Genomic DNA, 22,166 nt, shown 5'->3' with positions numbered 1-22,166 from the left:
AAATAAATGTCTTTAATTAGTATGCACGGTGCGTGGCTCTCCTTCAGCGACTCACCGCTTCTCGATAATGCTGAACTGCACATCGAAGACAACGAACGCGTCTGTCTGGTGGGCCGCAATGGTGCGGGTAAATCCACGCTGATGAAAATCCTCAACCGTGAGCAGGGTCTGGATGACGGGCGTATTGTCTACGAGCAGGATCTGATTGTTTCCCGTCTTCAGCAGGATCCGCCGCGTCATGTCACCGGCAGCGTGTACGATTTCGTTGCGGAAGGTATCTCGGAGCAGGCTGAATACCTGAAGCGCTATCACGAGATCTCTCATCTGGTGATGACGGACCCGAGCGACAAGAACCTTAACGAACTGGCAAAAGTCCAGGAGATGCTCGATCACCACGGCCTGTGGCAGCTGGAGAACCGTATTAACGAGGTGCTGGCTCAGCTCGGCCTGGAGCCGGACATGGAGCTGTCTGCGCTTTCAGGGGGCTGGTTGCGTAAGGCGGCACTGGGCCGCGCGCTGGTCAGCGGGCCGAAGGTGCTGCTGCTGGATGAACCGACGAACCACCTGGACATTGAAGCGATCGACTGGCTTGAAGGGTTCCTGAAAACCTTCAGCGGCACCATCATCTTCATCTCTCACGACCGTTCCTTCATTCGCAACATGGCGACGCGGATTGTCGATCTCGATCGTGGCAAGCTGGTCACCTATCCCGGCGATTACGATACCTATCTGCTGGAAAAAGAAGAAAACCTGCGCGTGGAAGAGCTGCAAAACGCCGAGTTCGACCGCAAACTGGCCCAGGAAGAGGTGTGGATCCGTCAGGGGATCAAAGCCCGCCGTACCCGCAACGAAGGCCGCGTTCGCGCCCTGAAAGCGATGCGTCGTGAACGCAGCGAACGTCGCGAAGTGATGGGCAGCGCCAAAATGCAGGTGGAAGAGGCTTCCCGTTCAGGCAAGATCGTCTTCGAGATGGAAAACGTCAACTATCAGGTTGATGGCAAAGTGCTGGTGAAAGACTTCTCCGCCCAGGTCCAGCGCGGAGACAAAATTGCCCTGATTGGTCCGAATGGCTGCGGTAAAACCACGCTGCTGAAGCTGATGCTGGGTCAGTTGCAGGCGGATAGCGGCCGAATTCACTGCGGCACCAAACTGGAAGTGGCTTACTTTGACCAGCACCGTGCGGAGCTGGATCCGGACAGAACGGTGATGGATAACCTGGCCGAAGGTAAGCAAGAGGTCATGGTAAACGGTAAGCCGCGCCATGTGCTGGGCTATCTGCAGGACTTCCTGTTCCATCCTAAACGGGCGATGACCCCGGTGCGTGCGCTGTCTGGCGGTGAGCGAAACCGTCTTCTGCTGGCGCGGTTATTCCTGAAACCAAGCAACCTGTTGATTCTCGATGAACCAACCAACGACCTGGATGTCGAAACGCTCGAACTGCTGGAAGAGCTGATCGATGGTTATCAGGGCACCGTGATGCTGGTGAGCCACGACCGTCAGTTCGTTGACAACACCGTGACCGAGTGCTGGATCTTCGAAGGCGAAGGGCGGATTGGTCAATATGTGGGTGGCTATCACGACGCGAAAGGGCAGCAGGCACAGTCGCTGGCGCAAAAACAGGCAAAGCCTAAAACAAGCACTGAACCTGCTGTAACAAAAGCAGAAACTGTCAAGAAAACCTCGGCTAAACTAAGCTATAACCTGCAGCGCGAACTGGAGGGGCTTCCTCAGCGTCTTGAAGAGCTGGAGGCCGCACTGGAGGCATTGCAAACGCAGGTTGCCGATGCGTCATTCTTCACACAATCGCACGACTATACTCAAAAAGTATTGGCTGAACTGTCCGAGGCTGAAAAAGCTCTGGAAGAAGCATTTGAGCGCTGGGAGTACCTTGAGTCTCTGAAAAACGGCGCATAAACAGGGATAACATATGTGTGACCAGCACCATGCCGACAGGCATATATTATGCTCGCAATGCGATATGCTCGTGGCGTTGCCAGAGCTTGGTCACGGACATAAAGCCCTGTGCCCGCGTTGTGGCGCAACGTTAACAACCGAGTGGGATGCGCCAAGACAGCGTCCCACTGCATATGCACTGGCAGCGTTATTCATGCTGCTGCTCTCCAATCTCTTCCCCTTCATCTATATGAAGGTGGGAGGGATCACAAGCCAGGTGGATTTACTTGAGATCCCGGGCGTCATGTTCTCGGAAGATTACGCCAGCCTCGGCACCTTCTTCCTTCTGTTTGTGCAGATCGTCCCGGCCTTTTGTCTGGTGGTCATCCTTTTGCTGGTCAACCGGGTAAAAATGCCCGCAGCCCTGAAAATCAAACTGGCGCGTATCCTGTTCCAGCTTAAAAGCTGGGGAATGGCCGAGATTTTTCTGGCGGGTATTCTGGTCAGCTTCGTAAAGCTGATGGCCTACGGTGACGTGGGGATTGGCAGCAGCTTTATCCCATGGTGTCTGTACTGCGTACTGCAACTGCGTGCATTCCAGTGCGTTGACAGGCGTTGGGCATGGGATGATATCGCTCCGGCCCCCGCGCTTGCTCAGACGGTTAAGGTCGGCGTACCGGGGATCCGTCAGGGGCTACGCTCTTGCTCCTGCTGTACTGCGGTGTTGCCCGCCGATCTGGACGTCTGCCCGCGCTGTGGGACGAAAGGCCATGTGCGACGTAAAAACAGCCTGCAGTGGACGATGGCGCTGCTGGTGACCTCTGTCATGCTGTATCTCCCGGCGAATATATTGCCAATTATGATCACCGATTTGCTTGGCGACAAAATGCCCTCGACGATCCTCGCCGGGGTGATTTTGCTGTGGGGGGAAGGTTCCTATCCTGTGGCTGGCGTGATTTTCATCGCCAGTATTATGGTGCCAACCTTAAAAATGATCGCGATTGCCTGGCTCTGTTGGGATGCAAAAGGGCACGGCAAACGCGACAGCGAACGCATGCACCTGATTTATGAAGTCGTCGAGTTTGTGGGACGCTGGTCAATGATTGACGTGTTTGTTATTGCCGTTCTCTCCGCACTGGTGCGGATGGGCGGATTGATGAGTATTTATCCCGCGATGGGGGCATTAATGTTTGCATTGGTTGTAATTATGACCATGTTTGCGGCCATGACCTTCGACCCTCGTTTATCGTGGGATCGTGAGCCTGAATCAAGCCATGAGGAAGCGTAAGAGCATGGAAAATAAGAGTGGAGAGGCGAAAGTGCAGAAGGTCAAAAACTGGTCGCCGGTGTGGATCTTCCCCATCGTGACCGCGCTGATCGGTGCATGGATCCTGTTTTATCACTACAGCCATCAGGGGCCGGAAGTGACGCTCATCACCACCAATGCCGAGGGAATTGAGGGCGGTAAAACCACCATCAAAAGCCGCAGCGTGGATGTGGGCGTGGTTGAAAGCGCCACCCTGACCGATGATTTAACCCATGTAGAAATCAAAGCCCGTCTCAATGCTGGCATGGAAAAACTGCTGCATGGTGATTCGGTGTTTTGGGTGGTTAAACCGCAGGTCGGACGGGAAGGGATCAGCGGCTTAGGAACGCTGTTGTCGGGTGCCTATATTGAACTGCAGCCGGGGGCGAAAGGCAGCCAGCCGGGCCAATACCAGCTCCTGGATTCACCTCCACTCGCGCCGCCTGATGCAAAAGGTATCCGCGTGATCCTTGACAGTAAAAAAGCGGGCCAGCTTTCTCCCGGCGATCCGGTGTTGTTCCGCGGCTATCGTGTCGGCTCGGTTGAGACCAGCAGCTTTGATCCGCAAAAACGTACCATCAGCTATCAGCTGTTCATCAACGCGCCAAACGATCGGCTGGTGACCAGCAATGTCCGCTTCTGGAAGGACAGCGGGATCGCGGTCGATCTCACCTCAGCAGGGATGCGCGTTGAAATGGGATCTCTGACGACCCTGTTTGGCGGCGGGGTCAGCTTTGATGTGCCGGAAGGGCTGGAACTGGGGCAGCCAGTTGCCGAGAAAACGGCTTTCAGGCTCTTTGACGATCAAAGAAGCATTCAGGATGCGCTGTATACCGATCACATCGACTACCTGATGTTCTTTAAAGATTCTGTCCGCGGCCTGCAGCCGGGCGCACCGGTTGAGTTCCGTGGTATCCGTCTGGGTACCGTAGGCCAGGTGCCGTTCTTTGTGCCGGGCCTGCGTCAGGTGCTGGATGATGACTATCGTATTCCGGTGCTGATCCGCATTGAGCCGGAACGTCTGCTCAACCAGATTGGCGAGGATCAGGATATTGGCACGCATATCTCAACACTGATGAACCGGGGTCTGCGTGGCTCGCTGAAGACCGGTAACCTGGTCACCGGCGCGCTGTATGTGGATATGGACTTCTATCCGAAAGCGCCTCCCGTTACCGGTATTCGTGAGTTTGGCGGCTACAAGATCATTCCAACGGTAAGCAGCGGTCTGGCCCAGATCCAGCAGCGTCTGATGGATACCCTGGACAAGATCAACAACCTGCCACTGAATCCGATGATTGAAGCGGCGACAGGTTCGTTACACCAGAGCCAGGAAACGATGCGACGTCTGCAAGCCACGCTGGATAATATTAATAAGATCACGGCAAGCCAGAGCATGCAGCAACTGCCGCAGGATATGCAGAAAACGCTGCGTGAACTTAACCGCAGTATGCAGGGCTTCCAGCCTGGTTCGGCGGCGTACAACAAGATGGTGGCAGATATGCAGCGTCTTGATCAGGTCTTGCGCGAACTGCAGCCAGTACTGAAAACGCTCAATGAGAAGAGCAACGCGCTGGTGTTTGAAGCAAAAGATAAAAAGGATCCTGAGCCGAAGAGGGCGAAACAATGAAAAAATGGCTAGCGATTGTAGGTGCGATGGTGCTCACGGCCTGTAGCTCAGGGAGTGAAACGAAAAGTTACTACCAGCTGCCGCTGATGGCGCAGGCGGGTACCCAGAGTACCGCCTCGCAGGGCAACCGTCTGCTGTGGGTTGAGCAAGTCGCTGTGCCAGATTATCTGGCCGGCAACGGAGTGGTCTACCAGACCAGCGAGGTGCAGTATGTCATCGCTAACAATAACCTGTGGGCCAGCCCGCTGGATCAGCAGTTACGTAATACGCTGGTGGCTAATCTGGGCAGCCAGCTTCCGGGCTGGGTTGTCGCGTCCCAGCCGTTAGGTAACGATCAGGACACGCTGAATGTCACGGTGACGGGCTTCCACGGCCGCTACGACGGTGCGGTTGTGATTAGCGGGGAGTGGCTGCTGAACCATCAGGGACAGCTGATTAAGCGTCCTTTCCATCTGGAGCTCAAGCAGCAAAAAGATGGTTATGATGAAATGGTGAAAGTGCTGGCGCAGGGTTGGGCACAAGAATCGGCCATCATCGCCAGAGAAATCTCCCGGCTGCCATAAGTAAAATTCATCAGCAAAAACCGCAATCGGTGTGCCACTGATTGCGGTTTTTTTTTCGTTTTCACGTCAGACCGTTACTTGTCCCGGGTCACATTTTTTGTACAAATGATCTTCCAGCTAGCTCACAAATATGACATCCGTATGAATTTTGAACGTTGACGCTACGACTAATTCGGGGTATTCGTTATCTGTGCCTGCACGTATTGTGCAGCCACTGTTTTCTTTCCACCAGACAAAAGAATGAGGGAAACGAGGCATGAAGAGACAGAAACGAGATCGCCTGGAACGGGCTCATCAACGTGGTTATCAGGCCGGCATCGCTGGACGTTCTAAAGAAATGTGTCCTTATCAGACGATAAATCAAAGGTCACAATGGCTGGGAGGCTGGCGAGAAGCCATCGGCGACAGGGCACTCATTGCCTGATAACGTCTCTTTAAAAACAGAAACCTCCGCAATGCGGAGGTTTCGCCTTTCTGGAGCCGCGAAAAGCAGCGATTAGAAAGCAGAAGTGTCCTGGAACAGACCCACTTTCAGATCGTTGGCGGTATAGATCAGACGACCGTCTACCAGCACTTCGCCATCCGCCAGGCCCATAATCAGGCGGCGGTTAACAATGCGCTTGAAGTGAATACGGTAGGTCACTTTCTTCGCCGTTGGCAGAACCTGACCTGTGAATTTCACTTCACCCACGCCCAGCGCACGACCTTTACCTTCGCCGCCAAGCCAGCCCAGATAGAAGCCAACCAGCTGCCACATAGCGTCCAGACCCAGGCAGCCAGGCATTACCGGATCGCCAATGAAGTGGCAACCGAAGAACCACAGGTCAGGATTGATATCGAGTTCTGCTTCTACGTAACCCTTATCGAAGTTGCCGCCGGTTTCGGTCATTTTCACGACACGGTCCATCATCAGCATGTTCGGGGCCGGTAACTGTGGGCCTTTCGCACCAAACAGTTCACCGCGACCAGAGGCAAGAAGATCTTCTTTTGTATAGGATTCGCGTTTATCTACCATGTTCTCAGTAAGCCTTATTTTAGTGAAGGACGCAGGATAGCTAACACGTGTACGCTGAACAAGTCCGATCAGTTCGGACTAAACCAACCCAACCAGCGTAACGGCCACGGATAACGATGACGAGCATCTTGCTGTGTCGCCTGGGCAATGCGCTCCTGGATAGTCTGCATCAGGGTCGTTTGCCCCTCCCCATCCCATACCAGGTTTGTCAGTAAGGGTAGTGCATCCTCAATCCCTTCGATGGCCCAGAGGGTGAATTGTTCCTGCTCCACCGCATCCAGAAGTGCCTGACTGAGGCTCAAATGGCGTGCGTTGGGAGCCGGAATAATCACCCCTTGTTTGCCGTTTAACCCGCGTTGCTGACAAATAGAGAAGAAGCCCTCAATCTTTTCATTCAGACCACCTACAGGCTGGGCGCGACCAAATTGATCGACTGAACCGGTAATGGCGATATTTTGATTGATGGGGACGTCCGCCAGGGCGCTGATTAAGGCACACAGCTCGGCCATAGAGGCGCTATCACCATCCACTTCGCTGTAGGATTGCTCAAACGTCAGCGAGGCAGAGAAGGGGATTTGTTGCTCTAGCTGCAGCTCTGACATCAGGAACGCCTGCATGATCATCATGCCTTTGGCGTGGATATTTCCGCCAAGCTCAGCTTTGCGTTCAATGTCGGTAAACTCGCCGTCGCCAATGTGGACGACGCAGCTGATGCGTGAAGGCTCGCCAAACGCACGCGGATGTCCGGGAAATTCAATCACCGACAGGGCATTGATCTGTCCGATGCGCTCGCCTTCGGTCTCGACCAGAATCTGCTCCAGCAGAATTTCATCCTGCATACGGTCGGCAAGATAACCTTCCCGCCACTCTCGCTGGGCAAGCATCTGAGCGAGTTGTTCCCCGGTAAAGACGCCGTTCCCGCTGATAACGCCCACTTCACGCAGCTGTTTGCTGATCCAGAGCGGACAAAGCGGCAACGTCTCCTGATCACCGGTATAACGAACCGCTTCGCGGATAAGTCCAGGCCACGCGTCAGCAGCAGGCGTCGGCAGGGTAAAACGGGCTGCAATGGCCATCACCCACTGGCACCACTGAGCCATGTCATCGGCATCAGCAATCTGGATGTTGTCTTCGTACTCGCTGTACACCGCCTGTGCCGCCAGTTCTGGCTCCATTTCCTGGAAATCAGCCAGCGATTCACGGTCACCCGTCAGTACCACGGTCAACGACAGCGGCATGGAGGGGACAGAGACCGGCAGAGGACGAGACTCGTCGTAGCCGACCCAGTCAAAGCGTTGCTGACTGACGATTGTCTTCAGACGCATCCACAACAGCGGCTGGGAGAGCAAAGTACGCAGGGAAATGATCAGTACGCCACCATTCGCGCGGTGTACCAGCCCAGGCTGCAGCGATATCTCACCATTGAACTGGCGAAGGCAACCAAAGAGTTGTTCAGCCTCGACCCAGTTAGCGGTAACCACTTCGCCCTTTGCCGCAAAACGGCCATCAGCCTGTTCTGCGGGTTCGAAAGTGACATCATGTCCTGAAATACGATACTGGCCGCCGAAAACAACATTTGCTTCCGGTCGTAGCTGGCGCATGGCATCACCCAGAAGCGTCAAATACTCGGCTTCTTCCGGGGCTTTGAGCAGCATGAAGGGTGATGTCGCCCATGGGCTTAACACCTGCTCCAGCGCGTAATGCAAACGCGGTTGTGTATCGCTAAGTATGAATTCGTGTTCTTGTGCGAGGTCTGGCTGTGCAAACAATTCCTGGTAACTTTCGGTATCCGGAACAAGGTCACGCCATGCAAGTTTCGTAATGGTCAAAGTTGATGTTTTTTAGTCAGATGTAAAAGCGTGGAGTATACCGTAAGCGGGGGGCTGTACCCAAGCAGGATTGGGGTTTTCGGGAAGCGAATCGCCTGCAATGCTTCACAGGATATGATTTCTTTTCAGCAGATTGCTAAAAAACTGATATTCTGAACAGAGTTACGTGGTAACACTGAGATCGCAATGAAATATCAACAACTGGAAAATCTCGAAAGCGGCTGGAAATGGAAGTACCTGGTCAAAAAGCACCGAGAAGGGGAGCTGATTACCTGCTACATCGAAGCCAGCGCCGCACAAGAGGCCGTGGATATTTTGCTGACCCTCGAAAATGAACCGGTACAGGTGAATGGCTGGATCGAGAAACATATCAATCCGGCACTGTTGAACCGGATGAAGCAAACTATCCGCGCGCGACGAAAACGGCATTTTAATGCTGAGCACCAGCACACCCGCAAAAAATCCATCGACCTGGAATTCATGGTCTGGCAGCGTCTGGCAGGGCTTGCGCAACGGCGGGGGAAAACGTTGTCAGAAACGGTGGTGCAGTTGATTGAAGATGCCGAGCATAAAGAGAAATACGCCAACCAGATGTCCACGCTGAAGAACGATCTTCAGGCGCTGCTGGGCAAAAAATAACGTTTTCAGTTTCTTCAGATAATAAAAAACCCCGCATTGCGGGGTTTTTTTATAAGACGATAACTTAAGCCGCTGGCTGAGTTACTACGTCTTTAACGCCTTTAACTTCGATCTCTACGCGACGATCTGGTGCCAGGCAGTCGATCAGAGCAGCGCGAGCTTTAACGTTGTCACAGGTGTTGCCAGTAACTGGGTTAGATTCGCCCATACCACGTGGGGAGATCTTGTTAGCTGGGATACCTTTAGAGATCAGGTAATCAACAACAGACTGAGCACGTTTCTCAGACAGTTTCTGGTTGTAAGCGTCAGAACCGATACGGTCGGTGAAGCCCAGAACCACTACAGAACCGTCTTTAGGATCCAGGTTGCTCAGCTGGGTGTACAGCTGATCCAGTGCCTGCTGACCTTCTGGTTTCAGGGTCGCTTTGTTGAAGTTGAACAGAACGTCAGACTTCAGAGTGAAGTGCTTGGTCTGTACTTCTGGAGCTGGAGCCGGTGCTGGAGCTACGACTGGCGCATCTTCCTGCTGGCCGAAACGGTAGGAAACACCTACGCTCAGCATGCCGTTGTCTGGACGAACACCAACGGTAGCACCGTCACCGATGTTGTTAACCCACTGGTATTCCAGACGGGTAGCGATGTCACGGGTCATAGCCCACTCAACGCCACCAGCGAATACTGGGGAAACACCGGTGTCATGGTCGTCGCCAGCGTTGCTGTTGCTGGAGTCAGCGCGCCATACCATGCCGCCCAGACGGGTGTACACGTCCAGATCGTCAGTTACTGGGTAACCCAGTTTAGCAGTCAGCTGAACGCCCTGAGCTTTGAAAGCGCCATTGGTTTCGTTGCCTTTGTAAGGCATACGACCTAACCAGTCGTAACCCATTTCAAAGCCAACATACGGGTTAACCTGATAGCCACCGAACGCACCTGCACCAAGCTGGCTCTCGTGAGTAGGGCCATCATTGTTGTTTGCGCTGTTGTACCAGCCGGTGTCGTGGAACTGAGACCAGCCCAGTTTACCACCTGCATACCAGGTATTATCTTTCGGAGCGGCCTGCGCTACGGTAGCGAAGCCAGCCAGTGCCACTGCAATCGCGATAGCTGTCTTTTTCATTTTTTGCGCCTCGTTATCATCCAAAATTCGCCATGAAAATCTCAATCGAGAATCACGGTTAAATCCTTCACCGGGGGGCGTGGTCAAATATAAATCTACCGATATCTTCGGCTTAGGCCGAGCACCCCTGGCGATGTAAAGTCTACAACGTAGCTGAAAACTTACAAGTGTGAAGTCCGTCAGGCATATGAAAAAAAAAGTTCCGTATACCGATTATTTAACAATTTCTGAACGAAATTTGTGCAATAAAATTAAGAAGAACCGCACCAGACAAGCCTTGCCGCCGTTTTGGACCATGGAACTAAAAGCGCATCTTGAGGTCGAAAAAAATTCCAGGAAAACTCTTAAATTTGCTCAGTGATACAAATTTGAGTGAATTTTTAGCCCAGAAAGTTGTCCTCTGCGGTAAGAATCCTGGCGAACCGGGCGCATGATAAAGCCGATCGCATTGCCTTCTTCTGCCGCTTCGGTGAGACGAAAATGTTCCTGCTCCGTCAATTCGTCTGATAACCATCCAATCACCACGCTGTAATTTCCTGTACGTAATGCCCGGATCATCGACTCAACCGTATCGCAGGGAGAGAGCTGATTAATTTGCATGACTTTCGTCAGCGGCAGGCCTGCAGACTGAACCCATTCCCGGCTCAGTTTCTGCTGCGGCGTTAGCCAGAGCTGCCAGCGCGATTGCTGACCAAGCTGCTGCAATAGCGGCAGTAACAGAAGTTGGGTCAACAGGGGCTGGTCTTCACGATAAACCACTTCACTGATAAGCCCTGTCGAAACACGCCCGACGGCGTTCTGTGCGACATCGCCAGCGGTAGAAGAGAAAGATGTTGAGCGATTTGCATAGCCTGAAGTGTACATAATCATTCCAGCCCTGTAGTTACTGTATGAATATACAGTAACCCCTGTATGCATAAAGATCAACCTCAATTTCGGAAAGCGACTCGCAAAATTCATTCATTCCTGGCGAACCTGAAAAAATCATCTTGCTCATCGGCAATAAGTTGCCTATTTTCCTGTTAACGGATCCGTTAGTAAGAAATGTCGTCGTTAATATCTGATTTTTAATGGAAATATCATGAAAAAGATATCTTATGAACGGATTTATAAATCCCAGGAATACCTCTCTCCATTAGGAGAAATTCATCATCGTGCGCTTTTTGGTGGCTATACCCTGGCCGTCGATGAAGCGGTGTTTGCCATGGTGTCAGACGGTGAGCTTTACCTTCGCGCCTGTGAGGAAAGTGCAAAGTACTGTGTCAAAAACGGATCCTCCTTTTTGACCTTAATGAAACGCGGCCGTCCGATCCTGCTTAACTACTATCGTGTGGATGACGGACTCTGGCAGGACCGGGAGCGGTTGCTTCAGCTTTCCTCTTACGCGCTTAATGCCGCGCGTAAAGAGCGCATACAGCGCTACCAGCGAAACCGGCTTAAGGATCTGCCCAACCTGACTTTTCAGCTGGAAGTCCTGCTCTGTGAAGCCGGGATTACCAACGAAGATACCCTCCGGTCGCTGGGAGCCAGAACGAGCTGGCTAAAGCTGCGGGCAAAAAATAAAGCGCTCAGTATTAAAGTACTGTTTGCCCTGGAAGGGGCTATTGAGGGCCTGCATGAAGCGGCACTCCCGGCGGAGATTCGCCGGGAGCTGACGGAGTGGTTTAATGCGCTGCCTGAGCCACAGGAGAATCGCTCCTCCAGGTAGCGATTTGCTGTTGCAGTCGGCAAATTTCTGGCAGCAGAGCGATAAGCAGACCAATCTGCTGGAGAACCAGCGGCGCTTTGCTGTCGTTTCCTGGGTCAAGATGCGCAATCCGTTGAGCCAGTTCATCCAGTGCCTGCTGGACACGCGGTTGATCGGCTGGGCGGTGGTGTAGCGCATCATCGACATAGCAGACAGCATCATCCAGCAAGGCAAGGATACCCGGGTTTGTCAGTTTTTCGCGGTGGGCACCGAGCGTAGAGATATAGCTGGTGAAGGTATGGTTCAGGCACAGCAGGCGGAAAGCCGTTTCACGAATTTCTGCCGTGGCGCGCGGCTCCGTTGACATATTAGAGACTACGGAAGCCAGTTCAGCATCGCTGTTATGCGCATCGCGTCGGGCAATGCGGTAAGCCAGACGGTTATCGCGTCCCTGGTGATACTGTTCAAGAATGGCATCCAGGTACCGGCAGTTGGCATTCATTGCCCTGTCCAGGACGCGCGGCAAATTACGAAAACGCCAGTCCGGCCAGATAAAACTCACTGCCGCCCAGGCGATGGCACAGCCGAGCAGCGTATCGATCACGCGGGGCAGGGCAACTTCAAACCCTTCACCCAGCAGGTTAAAGCAGAGTAGCACCAGCAGGGTGATGAACATCGTCGCGTGGGCGTACTGCACGTTACGAAAGGCGAAGAACAGCACCCCGGTGATCACGATCAGGATCAGCTGGCCCTCCACCGAGGGGACGAAATAGAGCACCGGTAGCCCGATTGCGACCCCCACCAGCGTGCCGATAATACGCAGCGCAAGCCGGTGTCGGGTGGCGTTATAGTTCGGCTGGCAGACGAACAGACTGGTCAGCAGGATCCAGTATCCATGGTGTAAACCGGTGATCTGAATAAAGGCGTAGCCCACGCACAGCACCAGCGACATGCGTACCGCATGGCGAAACAGGGCAGATTCCGGCGTAAAGTTGCGGCTTAGCCGGAGCCACATATCGCTGAAACTGTGCACGCTGTCATCCGCAAGCTGGCTGTCCGCCTCATTACCCGGCAGCGCCATTGCCTGCTCAGATTCAATGGTTGCCAGCTGAGCATCAATCGCCCGCAGGTTATTGAGCAGAAATCCCAACGCTTTTATATGCTCCGGCGATGTACCGCTGGCTCGCACGCGGTCAATGGCCGCATCGAGATGGCTGAAAACGCGCTCAAAGCGCGGATCGTGTTGATAGGGCGTACGCAGCAGAATGGAGCGTGCCAGCTGCTGGCACGCCTGGGACTGCATGGACAGCAGGCGCTGGAAGCGGAACATGACGTCGCTGTAGCGGAACTTCTCACGCAGGGCGGCATACTGCACATGCGACGAGCTGGCGCGTTCATGAATATCCTGGGCAGCAAAGTAATAGTGCAGCGTTCTGCGTGTCCCTCGCTGTCCCCGGTCGCCCCGCAGGCGAGTGAGCAGCGAGGCTTTGGTCTGGTTAAGCGTGGCGACCAGCTGGCCGTTTGCCAGTGCCAGGTCGTAGAGCGGCGCCTGGCTCTCCTCTTCGATATCCGGGTCGAACAACCGGGATTTTAGCTCAAGGTAGTGGGCCAACTGCTCGTAGCTGCGGGCAAGATTATCCTGCAGAGGGCGTACCGGGAAGATCAGATGACCGGTTAACGTCAGCAGGTTATACCAGATGGCCCCCAGCAACAGCAGAACAGGTTGCTGGTACCATTGGTCGTAAAGGGAAACGCCCAGCATGGTGTAAATGGCAATCAGCAGGGCGCCAAACGCGATGGTGGCATAGCGCTGTCCCAGCCCACCCAGCAAAATAAACCCGCTGGTGGAAAGCGTAAGGCCTAAAGCGAACAGCCACGGCCACGGGAACAGCAACTCCACGGACGCGGAGGCAATAAAAAAGCAGACGAGAGTAATAACCAGATTACGCAGACGCCCGGCAAGGCGATCGTCCAGATCCGCCAGCGCCCCCGCAACCACCCCCAGCGTGAGCGGAATGGTGAGCTTGACATCGTTCAGCCACCACGGCAGGGCAACCGTGCCGCAAAGTGCGATAAAAATCCTGACGTTATAGAGCCAGGAGCTGTTCCAGGTGTAACGGCGAAGCAGTGGGCTTAGCATAGACGCGGCCAGTCCTTAATCACTGAAAACGACGACGTGCATTCGCTTCACGCGCCGCCTGGGCCACTTCGACCGGAACAACCCTGCGCCCGACAGGCCACAGAGCGATGGCGGCGATCTTAAAGTTCGCGATCCCCACCGGAATACCAATGATCGTGATGCACTGGGCTATGCCGGCAAAAATATGCATCACACACAGCCACCAGCCGAAGAAAATCAGCCACAGGATGTTCAGCACGGTTCCACCCGTGTTCATCAGTGCGCTTTTGCTCTCCGGGTTCAGTTCGTCGACGTGAACGGCTTCATTCCCGTAAGGGATAAAGGAGAGTTTGGTGATTTCCCAGCAGGAGCGGGTCAGGGGAAGCGTAAAAATCAGGACGATGCTCACCAGAGTGGCAAAAAGCCAGGAAAGGGTGGTGGCAAAACCGCCCAGCACAAAATTCAACACATTCAGAACGGTACGCATAAACCCTCACTTCCTTTCGATAAAATTAACGCCCAATGATTGTAACGTTTTTTTAGGCTGGAGCACCTTAAAACTGGCAGTTAAACTATCAGGCAATTATCTCTTCGTGGATCCGGCTGGATATGGAACTGAAAGCAACTTCAATGGGCAAACGCCTGGCGCAACACCCGTACGACAAGGTTGTCCTCCTCAACGCGGGAGTGAAAGTCTCCGGGGAACGCCACGAATACCTTATTCCGTTCAATCAGCTCCTGGCCATCCACTGCAAGCGCGGGCTGGTATGGGGTGAACTGGAATTTGTGTTGCCTGCCGATAAAGTCGTGCGTCTTCATGGCACGGAGTGGGGCGAAACCCAGCGTTTTCATCATCATCTGAACCAGCTCTGGCAGCAGTGGAGTCACGATATGAGCGTGATTGCCGCGCAAGTCCTGCAGCAGGTGCTGAATGATATTGCGCAGAGTCATGCCCAACAAACGTGGCTGACCCGTCAGCAGACCGCCGGGCTGCAACAAAAGATCAGGCAGGCGCTCACGGCGCTACCGTTACCGGTGACGCGCCTTAATGAATTCGACAATTGTCGTGACGCCTGGCGCCAGTGTCAGGCCTGGCTGAGCGACGCAGACAAGAGCCGGCTGGCGCATAATCAGGCGTGGACTGACGAAATGCTCACCCGCTACGCCGATTTCTTCAGCACAGTGGAGTCTTCACCGCTGAATCCTGCTCAGGCTCGCGCCGTGGTTAACGGCGAACAATCGCTGCTGGTGCTTGCGGGTGCCGGGAGCGGTAAAACGTCCGTGCTGGTTGCGCGGGCGGGGTGGTTGCTGACAACGGGTGAGGCCGTCGCCGATCAGATCCTGCTGCTGGCGTTTGGTCGCAAGGCGGCGCAGGAGATGGACGAACGCATTCAGGAACGGCTACACACCCGGGATATCACCGCGCGAACCTTCCATGCCCTTGCGCTGCACATCATTCAGCAGGGCAGCAAAAAAGTCCCGTCCATCAGTAAACTGGAAAACGACACCCAGGCGCGTCAGGCCCTGTTTATTAAAACGTGGCGCCAGCAGTGCAGCGAGAAAAAAGCACAGGCGAAAGGGTGGCGGCAGTGGCTGGAAGAGGAGCTCAACTGGGAGGTGCCTGAAGGCAGCTTCTGGCAGGATGAAAAGCTGGCGCGTCGGCTCGGCTCGCGTCTTGACCGCTGGGTGAGTCTGATGCGGATGCATGGCGGATCGCAGGCGGAGATGATTGAAAGCGCGCCGGAGTCTGTTCGCGCCCTGTTTTCAAAGCGGGTCAAGCTGATGGCCCCGCTGTTGAAAGCCTGGAAAACGGCGCTGAAGGAGGAAAACGCCGTTGATTTCTCAGGTCTTATCCATCAGGCCATCATCATTCTGGAGAAGGGGCGTTTTGTCAGCCCGTGGAAACATATTCTGGTGGATGAGTTCCAGGATATCTCCCCGCAGCGTGCTGCACTGCTTTCGGCATTACGGGCACAAAATAAACATACCTCTCTGTTTGCCGTCGGGGATGACTGGCAGGCCATCTACCGCTTTAGCGGCGCGCAGCTTTCATTGACCACCGCGTTCCATCACTATTTTGGCGAAGGCGATCGTAGCGATCTGGACACGACTTACCGCTTCAACTCCCGAATTGGTGAAATCGCTAACCGCTTTATCCAGCAGAACCCCCATCAGTTGGCCAAGCCGCTCAACAGTCTGAGAGCGGGAGATAAAAAAGCTGTGACCCTGCTGGCGGATGACCAGCTTGAGCCGCTGCTGGACAAACTCAGCGGTTACGCAAAGCCTGATGAACGTATTCTGGTGCTGGCGCGTTATCACCATCTTAAACCGGCGGCGCTGGAGAAAGCGGCGACTCGCTGGCCGAAGCTGCAGCTTGATTTTATGACCATCCACGCAAGTAAAGGCCAGCAGGCCGACTATGTCATTGTGGTCGGGCTGAAAGAGGGGAGCGATGGATTCCCCGCGCCTGCCCGTGAGTCGGTGATGGAGGAAGCCTTACTGCCGGTACCGGAAGATTTCCCGGACGCCGAAGAGCGGCGATTGCTGTACGTGGCGATCACCCGCGCGCGTCATCGCGTGTGGCTGCTGTTCAACAAAGAGGAGCCGTCAGTGTTTGTCGATATTCTGAAGAGTATTGATGTGCCGGTGGCGCGCAAGCCGTAGCGGGATTGCCGGGTGGCGGCTTCGCCTGACCCGGCCTGCAAAACACGCCGTCCCGTGCAAGCGTAGCGCCGCCGGGCATAACGCTACTTCAGTCTGTCGGAAAGATAACGCTGATAATCCGGGATCAGGATCTCAACCGGCGAGTTAAACTGCGGTGATTCAATGATGAAATCCGCCGTCGACAGGTTTGTCGCCACCGGAATATTCCAGACGGTGGCGAGGCGCAGCAGCGCTTTCACGTCCGGGTCATGCGGGACCGCATTCAGCGGATCCCAGAAGAAAATCAGAACATCAATTTTCCCCTCAGAAATCTGTGCGCCTACCTGCTGATCGCCGCCCATCGGGCCGCTCAGCATGGCATTCACTTCCAGGCCTGTTTCACGGTGGATCAGGTTACCGGTGGTGCCCGTCGCCGAGAGGGCGTGCTTTTCCAGCAAGGACTGATGGCGGCGAACCCAGTTAAGCAGCATTTGTTTACAGTGATCGTGCGCAACCAGAGCAATGTGTTTGCGTTCCGGTAGCGTGCGTGTTGTCAGTTCCATAATCATATCCATCAGGTTAACTGGCTACACGATGACGGGAACCGCCTGAGGCTGCAAGAGAAAGGCGAAAAAAATGTGGCTCACGACGAAGGTTGTTGCTTCACCCACTGTAAAAAACGGGCTCGCGTATCCTGATCGGCCTGCTGGAACCAGAATTTCAGCCGTTGTTCCGTCAGCGTCTGGGATTGAGGGGGAATCACATCCAGTTCTGATACGCCGGACAACAGCGTGCTGTCGTCAGCCATCATGGTGGCAAACTGGGGCAGCGAGGCGCGTTTACCCGCTTTGTTATAGGCCTGAGTTGCGGCCTCATAATCATTGCCCTTCGGTGATGAGGTCAGTGCCAGAATATCCAGCTTCACCGGGATCGGCATGGCCTCTCCATCCACCAGTTCCACACGCGGCGAGGCGTCAAACGTCGCAGACTCTTTCTCCGTTTCCAGACGCGGCAAATTAAAGTTCACCTGGCTGACCTGCCGGGTGTTAAAGCTGACAATCAGCGGGGGAGAGAGGTACATCCGTTGTTCATGGTTAGCGAGTCGGATGGTTTTCTCCACCCTAAACACCACCTGGTGAGGGCCGTTATCCAGCTCAATGCTGTCAGCGCCGCGTAATAACGAACTGGAGACTTTTTTCCCGTCCAGCACCAGCAGATCGATATCGGGAGAGAGCCGAAGCGTGGTTGCAAAGACGCAAACCGGCATCACTAACGCGATCACAGCAGTGGCAATGCCGGTTTTCATAGGGGGCTCCTGTCGATAATACGTTTACCGCAATAATGTATCTAAATTTGTCGATAATCATGTTTACTAACATATAGACATATTATGGTCTTTTGCCCTCATGCATCTGTATGGGATGGATGGTTGAGATGTGCGCTTTGACATACACTTGTTAAAAAGCCAGGAGGATGAGCATGAAAGAGAATGATATTGCCGAGATTTTGACGTCCACATGCACCATTGCGCTGGTGGGGGCGAGCGATAAACCGGATCGTCCAAGCTATCGGGTGATGAAGTACCTTCTCGATCAGGGCTACCACGTCATCCCTGTGTCACCGAAAGTGGCCGGTAAAACCTTACTGGGCCAGCCTGGATACGCCACGCTGAACGACGTACCGGAAAAGGTGGATATGGTGGATGTCTTCCGCAATTCCGAGGCAGCATGGGGAGTGGCGCAGGAGGCCATCGCCATCGGAGCGAAAACCCTGTGGATGCAGTTGGGTGTGATTAACGAACAGGCCGCCGTGCTGGCGCGGGATGCGGGGTTGAACGTCGTCATGGATCGCTGTCCGGCGATCGAAATCCCCCGGCTGGGGCTGACAAAGTCATAAAAAAAAGCCCGTTATCGGGCTTTTTTTACACGCTTAGTTCCGCAGGCGCGGAGCCTGTAGCTGTTTGCGGATAGTCTGAGCCAGTTCATCCATCGTGGGTTGCTCCGGATGCTCATCCTGCAGTTCACTGCTTAGCTGCGCCTCAGCAAGATAGGTATGGACGGGTTGTCCATCGTCACCTTCCATCACCACATGGTACCAGGGTGCGGCGCGAAGCTCTGCGTTCACCGCCAGCTCATCCGCCGACGGTTCATCAAGGGAATACTCCGGGTCGATATCCACGACCACACCCAAATACCCGAGCAAAGTGTGGCGGACCTGCTGGCCGATACCGAATTTGCTGGCAATCATAGTCACCTCCCGGGAAACACTACTTACACTGTATGTGCGGGCAATATTTCTCTTTTCAAGTTACATGACGCGACAGGCAAACCCTTTCAGATACAGCCCTTCCGGGTAGGTAGCGATCACCGGGTGATCGGCTGCCTGACGGAACTGCTCTATAAATTGTACATCACGACCAGCATCTATTGCGGCATCGGCGATGATTTTTTGGAATAAATCGGTGGTCATCAGTCCTGAACAGGAGAAGGTGAGCAGCACGCCGCCTGGGTTCAGCAGCTGAATGGCCAGCATATTGATATCTTTATAGCCGCGGCAGGCGCCCATCAGCTGGCTTTTGTTCTCCACAAACTTAGGCGGATCCATCACGATAACGTCAAACTTCTCGCCCTGGTCGCGATATTTGCGCAGCAGTTTGAAGACGTCGTCGCGAATAAATTCGGCTTTGCTCAGATCCAGCTTGTTCAGCTCAACGTTCTGTTTCGCCACATCCAGCGCTTCTTGCGAGGTATCCACGCTGACCACCTGCGCACATCCGCCCATCAGGGCCGATACCGCAAAGCCGCCGGTGTAAGAGAAGCAGTTGAGCACGCGTTTGTCGGCAACGTACTGACGCGTGGCCAGACGGCTGTCGCGCTGGTCGAGGTAATAGCCCGTTTTATGACCTCCCTGAATATCCACCAGCAGCTTCATGCCGTGCTCTTCGATAGGCAACAGGGCAGGCGGCAGTTCGCCGGTCACCGGGCCCTGGGTCAGTTCCATGCCCTCTTTTTTACGCACCGCCACATCGCTGCGGTCATAGATGGCGCACTCCGGGAACAGTGACTGCAGGGCGCTGATCAGCGCCGCACGCTGATATTCTGCGCCAGCACTCAACAGTTGAAGCACCAGGAAATTACCGAAGCGGTCAATGGTCACACCCGGCAGACCGTCGGACTCCCCGGCAATCAGGCGGTAGCTGTCAAGACCATCACGTTTTGCCAGCCAGTCGCGCCACTGCTGCGCCTGCTGCAAACGACGGATGAAGAAGTCGATGTCGATGGTTTCATCTTTGTCGAAGGTCCAGACGCGCGCGCGGATCTGGGAGGCTGGGGAGTAAGCGCCTCGTGCTAACCATTTACCCTGATGGTCAACGATATCAATGGTTTCACCGAGACTGGCTTTGCCTTCCTGACGTGCAACCGCGCCAGAAAAGACCCAGGGATGACGGCGCAGTAATGACTTCTCGCGCCCTTTGGCTAACACTAAACGTACACTCATAATTTGCTGTTCTGTCGATTTCAGGGAAATGGCGCGTAGAGTAGCACATTCAGCAAGGCGCAATCATCTGCGGATGGCATTGAGCGTTTCGGCACAAAATCAAATCGTTCAGGCACATTACGACATTGCAGCAGGCTTTAGAGTAGGGCTTCCGGTTCAGCAAAGGAAATCCCATGAAAAAGCGCAATGTAATCACAACAGCCGCTCTGGCGGCGATAAGTTTTCAGGTTTTAGCCGCGACGCCTTTCAGTATGACCAGCCAGGATATTTCGGGTGAGCGCCATTTAACGCAACAGCAGGTATTCGAGGGATTCGGCTGCCACGGGGGTAATCAGTCTCCGCAACTGGCATGGAAAAATCCGCCAGTGGGTACGAAAAGTTTTGCGATCACGGTGTATGACCCGGATGCCCCCACCGGCAGCGGCTGGTGGCACTGGACGGTAGCCAATATCCCTGCGGATACCACGACGCTGCCTGCTGATGCCGGTAACCCAAATGGTGAAAAATTACCTGCTGGCGCTGTGCAGGGGCGTAATGATTTCGGTTATTCTGGATTCGGCGGCGCATGTCCACCTGCGGGAGACAAACCCCACCGTTATCAGATTACCGTCTGGGCGTTGAACGTAGAAAAATTGCCCCTCGACATGAACGCCAGTGGCGCACTGGTCGGTTTTATGATCAACAGTCACGTTCTGGAAAAAGCCCAGTTAACTGCAACCTACAGCAGATAAGGATGACCCGGTGCAGGAGTTTCATTTTCGACATAAACAGTTGACCGCGGGTGAAGTGAGTGCCAGCAAAATGCATCGCCTGCACCAGGTTAAACTCTTTTTTCCGGCCATATGTCATATCACGCACGGCAGTAAGGTGATTGTTCAGGACGATAACCGCCTGGTGGCCACCCGGGATGAGCTGATTATTATCCCGGCCAATACGGCGATGGAGATTATCAATCAGCCTGCGAACGGTCTGTTTCACTCGGACTTACTGATGTTATCGCCGGAAATTGTCTCCGAGTTTAAAGCGCATTACCTGAAATCCTGGCCGCGCACGACGCTGCATTCGCTCTGCGCCCCGCTGAGCGAGGGGCTGGCGTTTATGTGGGATAACCTGCTGCACGCCGTGCGTCAGGATTTACCGGAGGCGCTACAAAAACATCAGGCTTTCGGTCTGTTGCTGGCATTGCTGCATGATGGTGTGGCCGGTCCGCTGCTTGTTGAGCGAAACAGTAACCTGACCGAGCAGGTGCGTCAGTTCATTATGCTGTCGCCTGCCAGAGACTGGACGGCGCAGGACGTCGCCAGCCGTCTGGCCTTAAGCGTGCCGACGTTGCGCAGACGCTTACGCGAGGAGTCACAAGGGTTTCGCCAGATCGTGGAGGAGGTGAGGATGGCCGTGGCGCTGTCACAGCTGCAGTCGACCCGATTACCGATTGGCGAAATCGCATTACAATGTGGTTATCTTTCCAGCTCTCGTTTCACCGCCCGTTTCCGGCAACACTATGGCTGTTTACCGAAAACGTTACGTTAAGGAGAAGAAAAATGTCAAAAATCTGCACCATTGCCTGGGTCCACGGCGTTGTTCAGGGCGTCGGGTTCCGCTACAGCACCCAGCGCGAAGCGATTGAGCTTGGGCTAACGGGATACGCGCGAAACATGGATGACGGCAGCGTTGAGGTGGTCGCCTGTGGCGAGGCAGAGCAGGTTGAAAAACTGATAGCGTGGCTGAAAGCGGGCGGGCCGCGCAGTGCCCGGGTTGATAAGGTCTTAACGGAACCGCACCAACCCGGCCGGGAATACGTTAACTTCGGTATTCGCTACTAAATGCACTTCACCGGTTTTGGCAGGCCGGCAATTTTGGTAGCCTGTTTGGCCGGGCCCTTCGGGAACAGACGATACAGATAGCGGCTGTTGCCTTTCTCTTCACCGAACTTATTGGCCATGGCTTTAACCAGCATCCGGATGGCTGGAGAGGTGTTGAATTCAAGATAAAACTCGCGCACAAAGCGCACCACTTCCCAGTGCTCGGGGGAGAGCGCGATCGCCTCTTTTTCAGCAATCACTTCCGCCAGCGCCTCGCTCCACTGGTGGCTGTCTTTCAGATAACCGTCGTTGTCGGTTTCGATCTCTTTACCTTCAAAGCTCAACATAGTCATTCACGCATCAGTCCAAAACCGCCGCAGTGTACCAAAAAACAAAGCCCCGCATAAGCGGGGCTCGGTTCACAGCAC

The 22,166-nt window shown here is 54.4% G+C and carries 23 protein-coding genes; 12 read left to right on the top strand and 11 right to left on the bottom strand.

Translation table 11 applies throughout. The features are described from left to right. Positions 1-6: 6 nt before the first annotated feature. From NQ842_RS16320 to rmf, 5 genes are all read left to right on the top strand, one after another. Positions 7-1,914 carry an ABC transporter ATP-binding protein gene (locus tag NQ842_RS16320; RefSeq protein WP_014831311.1) on the top strand — a complete coding sequence of 636 codons (1,908 nt, stop codon included), beginning with the start codon at positions 7-9 and terminating at the stop codon, positions 1,912-1,914. A 13-nt stretch (positions 1,915-1,927) separates the two neighbouring features. After that, complete coding sequence (gene pqiA, locus NQ842_RS16315; RefSeq protein ID WP_257256068.1) at positions 1,928-3,181, top strand: membrane integrity-associated transporter subunit PqiA; 1,254 nt, start codon at positions 1,928-1,930, stop codon at positions 3,179-3,181. Positions 3,182-3,185: 4 nt separating this feature from the next. Further along, positions 3,186-4,826: an intermembrane transport protein PqiB gene (gene pqiB / locus NQ842_RS16310; protein WP_014831313.1), complete on the top strand. Its 1,641-nt coding sequence runs from the start codon at positions 3,186-3,188 to the stop codon at positions 4,824-4,826. Continuing rightward, on the top strand, positions 4,823-5,389 hold the full coding sequence (pqiC, locus tag NQ842_RS16305; RefSeq protein ID WP_257256067.1) for a membrane integrity-associated transporter subunit PqiC: 567 nt from the start codon (positions 4,823-4,825) through the stop codon (positions 5,387-5,389). The genes pqiB and pqiC overlap by 4 nt, the downstream gene beginning before the upstream one ends. 256 nt (positions 5,390-5,645) lie before the next feature. Then, positions 5,646-5,813 (top strand): ribosome modulation factor, encoded by a 168-nt coding sequence (gene rmf, locus NQ842_RS16300; protein ID WP_013097261.1) that lies wholly within the window; start codon positions 5,646-5,648, stop codon positions 5,811-5,813. A gap of 72 nt (positions 5,814-5,885) precedes the next feature. Here rmf and fabA read toward each other — a convergent pair whose 3' ends face one another. Together fabA and NQ842_RS16290 are read right to left on the bottom strand one after the other, a co-directional pair. Then, complete coding sequence (gene fabA, locus NQ842_RS16295; RefSeq protein ID WP_000227926.1) at positions 5,886-6,404, bottom strand: bifunctional 3-hydroxydecanoyl-ACP dehydratase/trans-2-decenoyl-ACP isomerase; 519 nt, start codon at positions 6,402-6,404, stop codon at positions 5,886-5,888. A gap of 68 nt (positions 6,405-6,472) precedes the next feature. Beyond that, a complete protein-coding gene (locus NQ842_RS16290) occupies positions 6,473-8,233 on the bottom strand; it encodes a Lon protease family protein (RefSeq protein WP_046888169.1) in 1,761 nt (586 codons plus the stop codon). Between the two features lie 186 nt (positions 8,234-8,419). Here NQ842_RS16290 and matP point away from each other — a divergent pair, with 186 nt between their 5' ends. After that, on the top strand, positions 8,420-8,872 hold the full coding sequence (gene matP, locus NQ842_RS16285) for a macrodomain Ter protein MatP (protein WP_013097258.1): 453 nt from the start codon (positions 8,420-8,422) through the stop codon (positions 8,870-8,872). A 64-nt stretch (positions 8,873-8,936) separates the two neighbouring features. On the opposite strand, the gene ompA is transcribed toward matP, so the two are convergent. Both ompA and sulA read right to left on the bottom strand, forming a co-directional pair. After that, positions 8,937-9,989, bottom strand: coding sequence for a porin OmpA (gene ompA / locus NQ842_RS16280; protein ID WP_014831316.1), 1,053 nt, complete (start codon positions 9,987-9,989; stop codon positions 8,937-8,939). 354 nt (positions 9,990-10,343) lie between these two features. After that, on the bottom strand, positions 10,344-10,853 hold the full coding sequence (gene sulA / locus NQ842_RS16275; protein WP_013097256.1) for an SOS-induced cell division inhibitor SulA: 510 nt from the start codon (positions 10,851-10,853) through the stop codon (positions 10,344-10,346). Between the two features lie 217 nt (positions 10,854-11,070). On the opposite strand from sulA, the gene NQ842_RS16270 reads away from it, so the two are divergent. Then, the gene (locus tag NQ842_RS16270) at positions 11,071-11,697 is read left to right on the top strand and encodes a TfoX/Sxy family DNA transformation protein (protein ID WP_013097255.1); all 627 of its coding nucleotides are present in this window, start codon (positions 11,071-11,073) and stop codon (positions 11,695-11,697) included. Here NQ842_RS16270 and yccS read toward each other — a convergent pair. Continuing rightward, positions 11,654-13,816: a YccS family putative transporter gene (gene yccS / locus NQ842_RS16265; RefSeq protein WP_014831317.1), complete on the bottom strand. Its 2,163-nt coding sequence runs from the start codon at positions 13,814-13,816 to the stop codon at positions 11,654-11,656. The two genes, NQ842_RS16270 and yccS, sit on opposite strands and share 44 nt — an antisense overlap. A 19-nt stretch (positions 13,817-13,835) precedes the next feature. After that, positions 13,836-14,282 (bottom strand): YccF domain-containing protein, encoded by a 447-nt coding sequence (locus NQ842_RS16260; RefSeq protein ID WP_014831318.1) that lies wholly within the window; start codon positions 14,280-14,282, stop codon positions 13,836-13,838. A gap of 122 nt (positions 14,283-14,404) precedes the next feature. On the opposite strand from NQ842_RS16260, the gene helD reads away from it, so the two are divergent. After that, positions 14,405-16,459: a DNA helicase IV gene (helD, locus tag NQ842_RS16255; RefSeq protein ID WP_046888174.1), complete on the top strand. Its 2,055-nt coding sequence runs from the start codon at positions 14,405-14,407 to the stop codon at positions 16,457-16,459. A gap of 83 nt (positions 16,460-16,542) precedes the next feature. On the opposite strand, the gene mgsA is transcribed toward helD, so the two are convergent. Together mgsA and NQ842_RS16245 are read right to left on the bottom strand one after the other, a co-directional pair. Beyond that, the gene (gene mgsA / locus NQ842_RS16250; RefSeq protein ID WP_014831320.1) at positions 16,543-17,001 is read right to left on the bottom strand and encodes a methylglyoxal synthase; all 459 of its coding nucleotides are present in this window, start codon (positions 16,999-17,001) and stop codon (positions 16,543-16,545) included. A gap of 80 nt (positions 17,002-17,081) precedes the next feature. After that, complete coding sequence (locus NQ842_RS16245; protein WP_047362262.1) at positions 17,082-17,744, bottom strand: DUF2057 family protein; 663 nt, start codon at positions 17,742-17,744, stop codon at positions 17,082-17,084. A gap of 173 nt (positions 17,745-17,917) precedes the next feature. On the opposite strand from NQ842_RS16245, the gene NQ842_RS16240 reads away from it, so the two are divergent. Then, a complete protein-coding gene (locus NQ842_RS16240) occupies positions 17,918-18,334 on the top strand; it encodes a CoA-binding protein (protein WP_047362261.1) in 417 nt (138 codons plus the stop codon). Between the two features lie 33 nt (positions 18,335-18,367). On the opposite strand, the gene hspQ is transcribed toward NQ842_RS16240, so the two are convergent. Both hspQ and rlmI read right to left on the bottom strand, forming a co-directional pair. Further along, positions 18,368-18,685: a heat shock protein HspQ gene (gene hspQ / locus NQ842_RS16235; RefSeq protein WP_013097248.1), complete on the bottom strand. Its 318-nt coding sequence runs from the start codon at positions 18,683-18,685 to the stop codon at positions 18,368-18,370. Positions 18,686-18,745: 60 nt separating this feature from the next. Beyond that, positions 18,746-19,936, bottom strand: a complete 1,191-nt coding sequence (rlmI, locus tag NQ842_RS16230; RefSeq protein ID WP_047362260.1) for a 23S rRNA (cytosine(1962)-C(5))-methyltransferase RlmI — start codon at positions 19,934-19,936, stop codon at positions 18,746-18,748. A 173-nt stretch (positions 19,937-20,109) separates the two neighbouring features. Between rlmI and NQ842_RS16225 the strand changes: the two genes are divergently transcribed. The 3 genes from NQ842_RS16225 to yccX are packed head-to-tail and all read left to right on the top strand — an operon-like array spanning position 20,110 to position 21,759. Continuing rightward, a complete protein-coding gene (locus NQ842_RS16225; protein ID WP_047362259.1) occupies positions 20,110-20,667 on the top strand; it encodes a kinase inhibitor in 558 nt (185 codons plus the stop codon). Between the two features lie 10 nt (positions 20,668-20,677). After that, on the top strand, positions 20,678-21,466 hold the full coding sequence (locus NQ842_RS16220; RefSeq protein WP_047362258.1) for an AraC family transcriptional regulator: 789 nt from the start codon (positions 20,678-20,680) through the stop codon (positions 21,464-21,466). 11 nt (positions 21,467-21,477) lie between these two features. After that, the gene (gene yccX, locus NQ842_RS16215) at positions 21,478-21,759 is read left to right on the top strand and encodes an acylphosphatase (protein ID WP_014831339.1); all 282 of its coding nucleotides are present in this window, start codon (positions 21,478-21,480) and stop codon (positions 21,757-21,759) included. Here the strand turns inward: yccX and tusE are convergent. Further along, positions 21,756-22,085 carry a sulfurtransferase TusE gene (gene tusE, locus NQ842_RS16210; protein WP_013097245.1) on the bottom strand — a complete coding sequence of 110 codons (330 nt, stop codon included), beginning with the start codon at positions 22,083-22,085 and terminating at the stop codon, positions 21,756-21,758. The genes yccX and tusE overlap by 4 nt on opposite strands. Positions 22,086-22,166 lie beyond the last annotated feature (81 nt).

The organism is Enterobacter cloacae complex sp. R_G8, from assembly GCF_024599795.1.
GTDB lineage: Bacteria > Pseudomonadota > Gammaproteobacteria > Enterobacterales > Enterobacteriaceae > Enterobacter > Enterobacter dissolvens.
This window is presented reverse-complemented; position numbering and strand designations above follow the sequence as displayed.

Bases quoted from the DNA above. Each gene is read 5' to 3' on its own strand.
- tusE (WP_013097245.1), bottom strand. From the start codon at position 22,085: ATGTTGAGCTTTGAAGGTAAAGAGATCGAAACCGACAACGACGGTTAT.
- mgsA (WP_014831320.1), bottom strand. From the start codon at position 17,001: ATGGAACTGACAACACGCACGCTACCGGAACGCAAACACATTGCTCTG.
- pqiB (WP_014831313.1), top strand. From the start codon at position 3,186: ATGGAAAATAAGAGTGGAGAGGCGAAAGTGCAGAAGGTCAAAAACTGG.
- rlmI (WP_047362260.1), bottom strand. From the start codon at position 19,936: ATGAGTGTACGTTTAGTGTTAGCCAAAGGGCGCGAGAAGTCATTACTG.
- yccS (WP_014831317.1), bottom strand. From the start codon at position 13,816: ATGCTAAGCCCACTGCTTCGCCGTTACACCTGGAACAGCTCCTGGCTC.
- pqiC (WP_257256067.1), top strand. From the start codon at position 4,823: ATGAAAAAATGGCTAGCGATTGTAGGTGCGATGGTGCTCACGGCCTGT.
- pqiA (WP_257256068.1), top strand. From the start codon at position 1,928: ATGTGTGACCAGCACCATGCCGACAGGCATATATTATGCTCGCAATGC.
- helD (WP_046888174.1), top strand. From the start codon at position 14,405: ATGGAACTGAAAGCAACTTCAATGGGCAAACGCCTGGCGCAACACCCG.
- fabA (WP_000227926.1), bottom strand. From the start codon at position 6,404: ATGGTAGATAAACGCGAATCCTATACAAAAGAAGATCTTCTTGCCTCT.
- NQ842_RS16260 (WP_014831318.1), bottom strand. From the start codon at position 14,282: ATGCGTACCGTTCTGAATGTGTTGAATTTTGTGCTGGGCGGTTTTGCC.
- hspQ (WP_013097248.1), bottom strand. From the start codon at position 18,685: ATGATTGCCAGCAAATTCGGTATCGGCCAGCAGGTCCGCCACACTTTG.
- ompA (WP_014831316.1), bottom strand. From the start codon at position 9,989: ATGAAAAAGACAGCTATCGCGATTGCAGTGGCACTGGCTGGCTTCGCT.
- NQ842_RS16225 (WP_047362259.1), top strand. From the start codon at position 20,110: ATGAAAAAGCGCAATGTAATCACAACAGCCGCTCTGGCGGCGATAAGT.
- NQ842_RS16270 (WP_013097255.1), top strand. From the start codon at position 11,071: ATGAAAAAGATATCTTATGAACGGATTTATAAATCCCAGGAATACCTC.
- NQ842_RS16320 (WP_014831311.1), top strand. From the start codon at position 7: ATGTCTTTAATTAGTATGCACGGTGCGTGGCTCTCCTTCAGCGACTCA.
- NQ842_RS16240 (WP_047362261.1), top strand. From the start codon at position 17,918: ATGAAAGAGAATGATATTGCCGAGATTTTGACGTCCACATGCACCATT.
- yccX (WP_014831339.1), top strand. From the start codon at position 21,478: ATGTCAAAAATCTGCACCATTGCCTGGGTCCACGGCGTTGTTCAGGGC.
- NQ842_RS16245 (WP_047362262.1), bottom strand. From the start codon at position 17,744: ATGAAAACCGGCATTGCCACTGCTGTGATCGCGTTAGTGATGCCGGTT.
- sulA (WP_013097256.1), bottom strand. From the start codon at position 10,853: ATGTACACTTCAGGCTATGCAAATCGCTCAACATCTTTCTCTTCTACC.
- matP (WP_013097258.1), top strand. From the start codon at position 8,420: ATGAAATATCAACAACTGGAAAATCTCGAAAGCGGCTGGAAATGGAAG.
- rmf (WP_013097261.1), top strand. From the start codon at position 5,646: ATGAAGAGACAGAAACGAGATCGCCTGGAACGGGCTCATCAACGTGGT.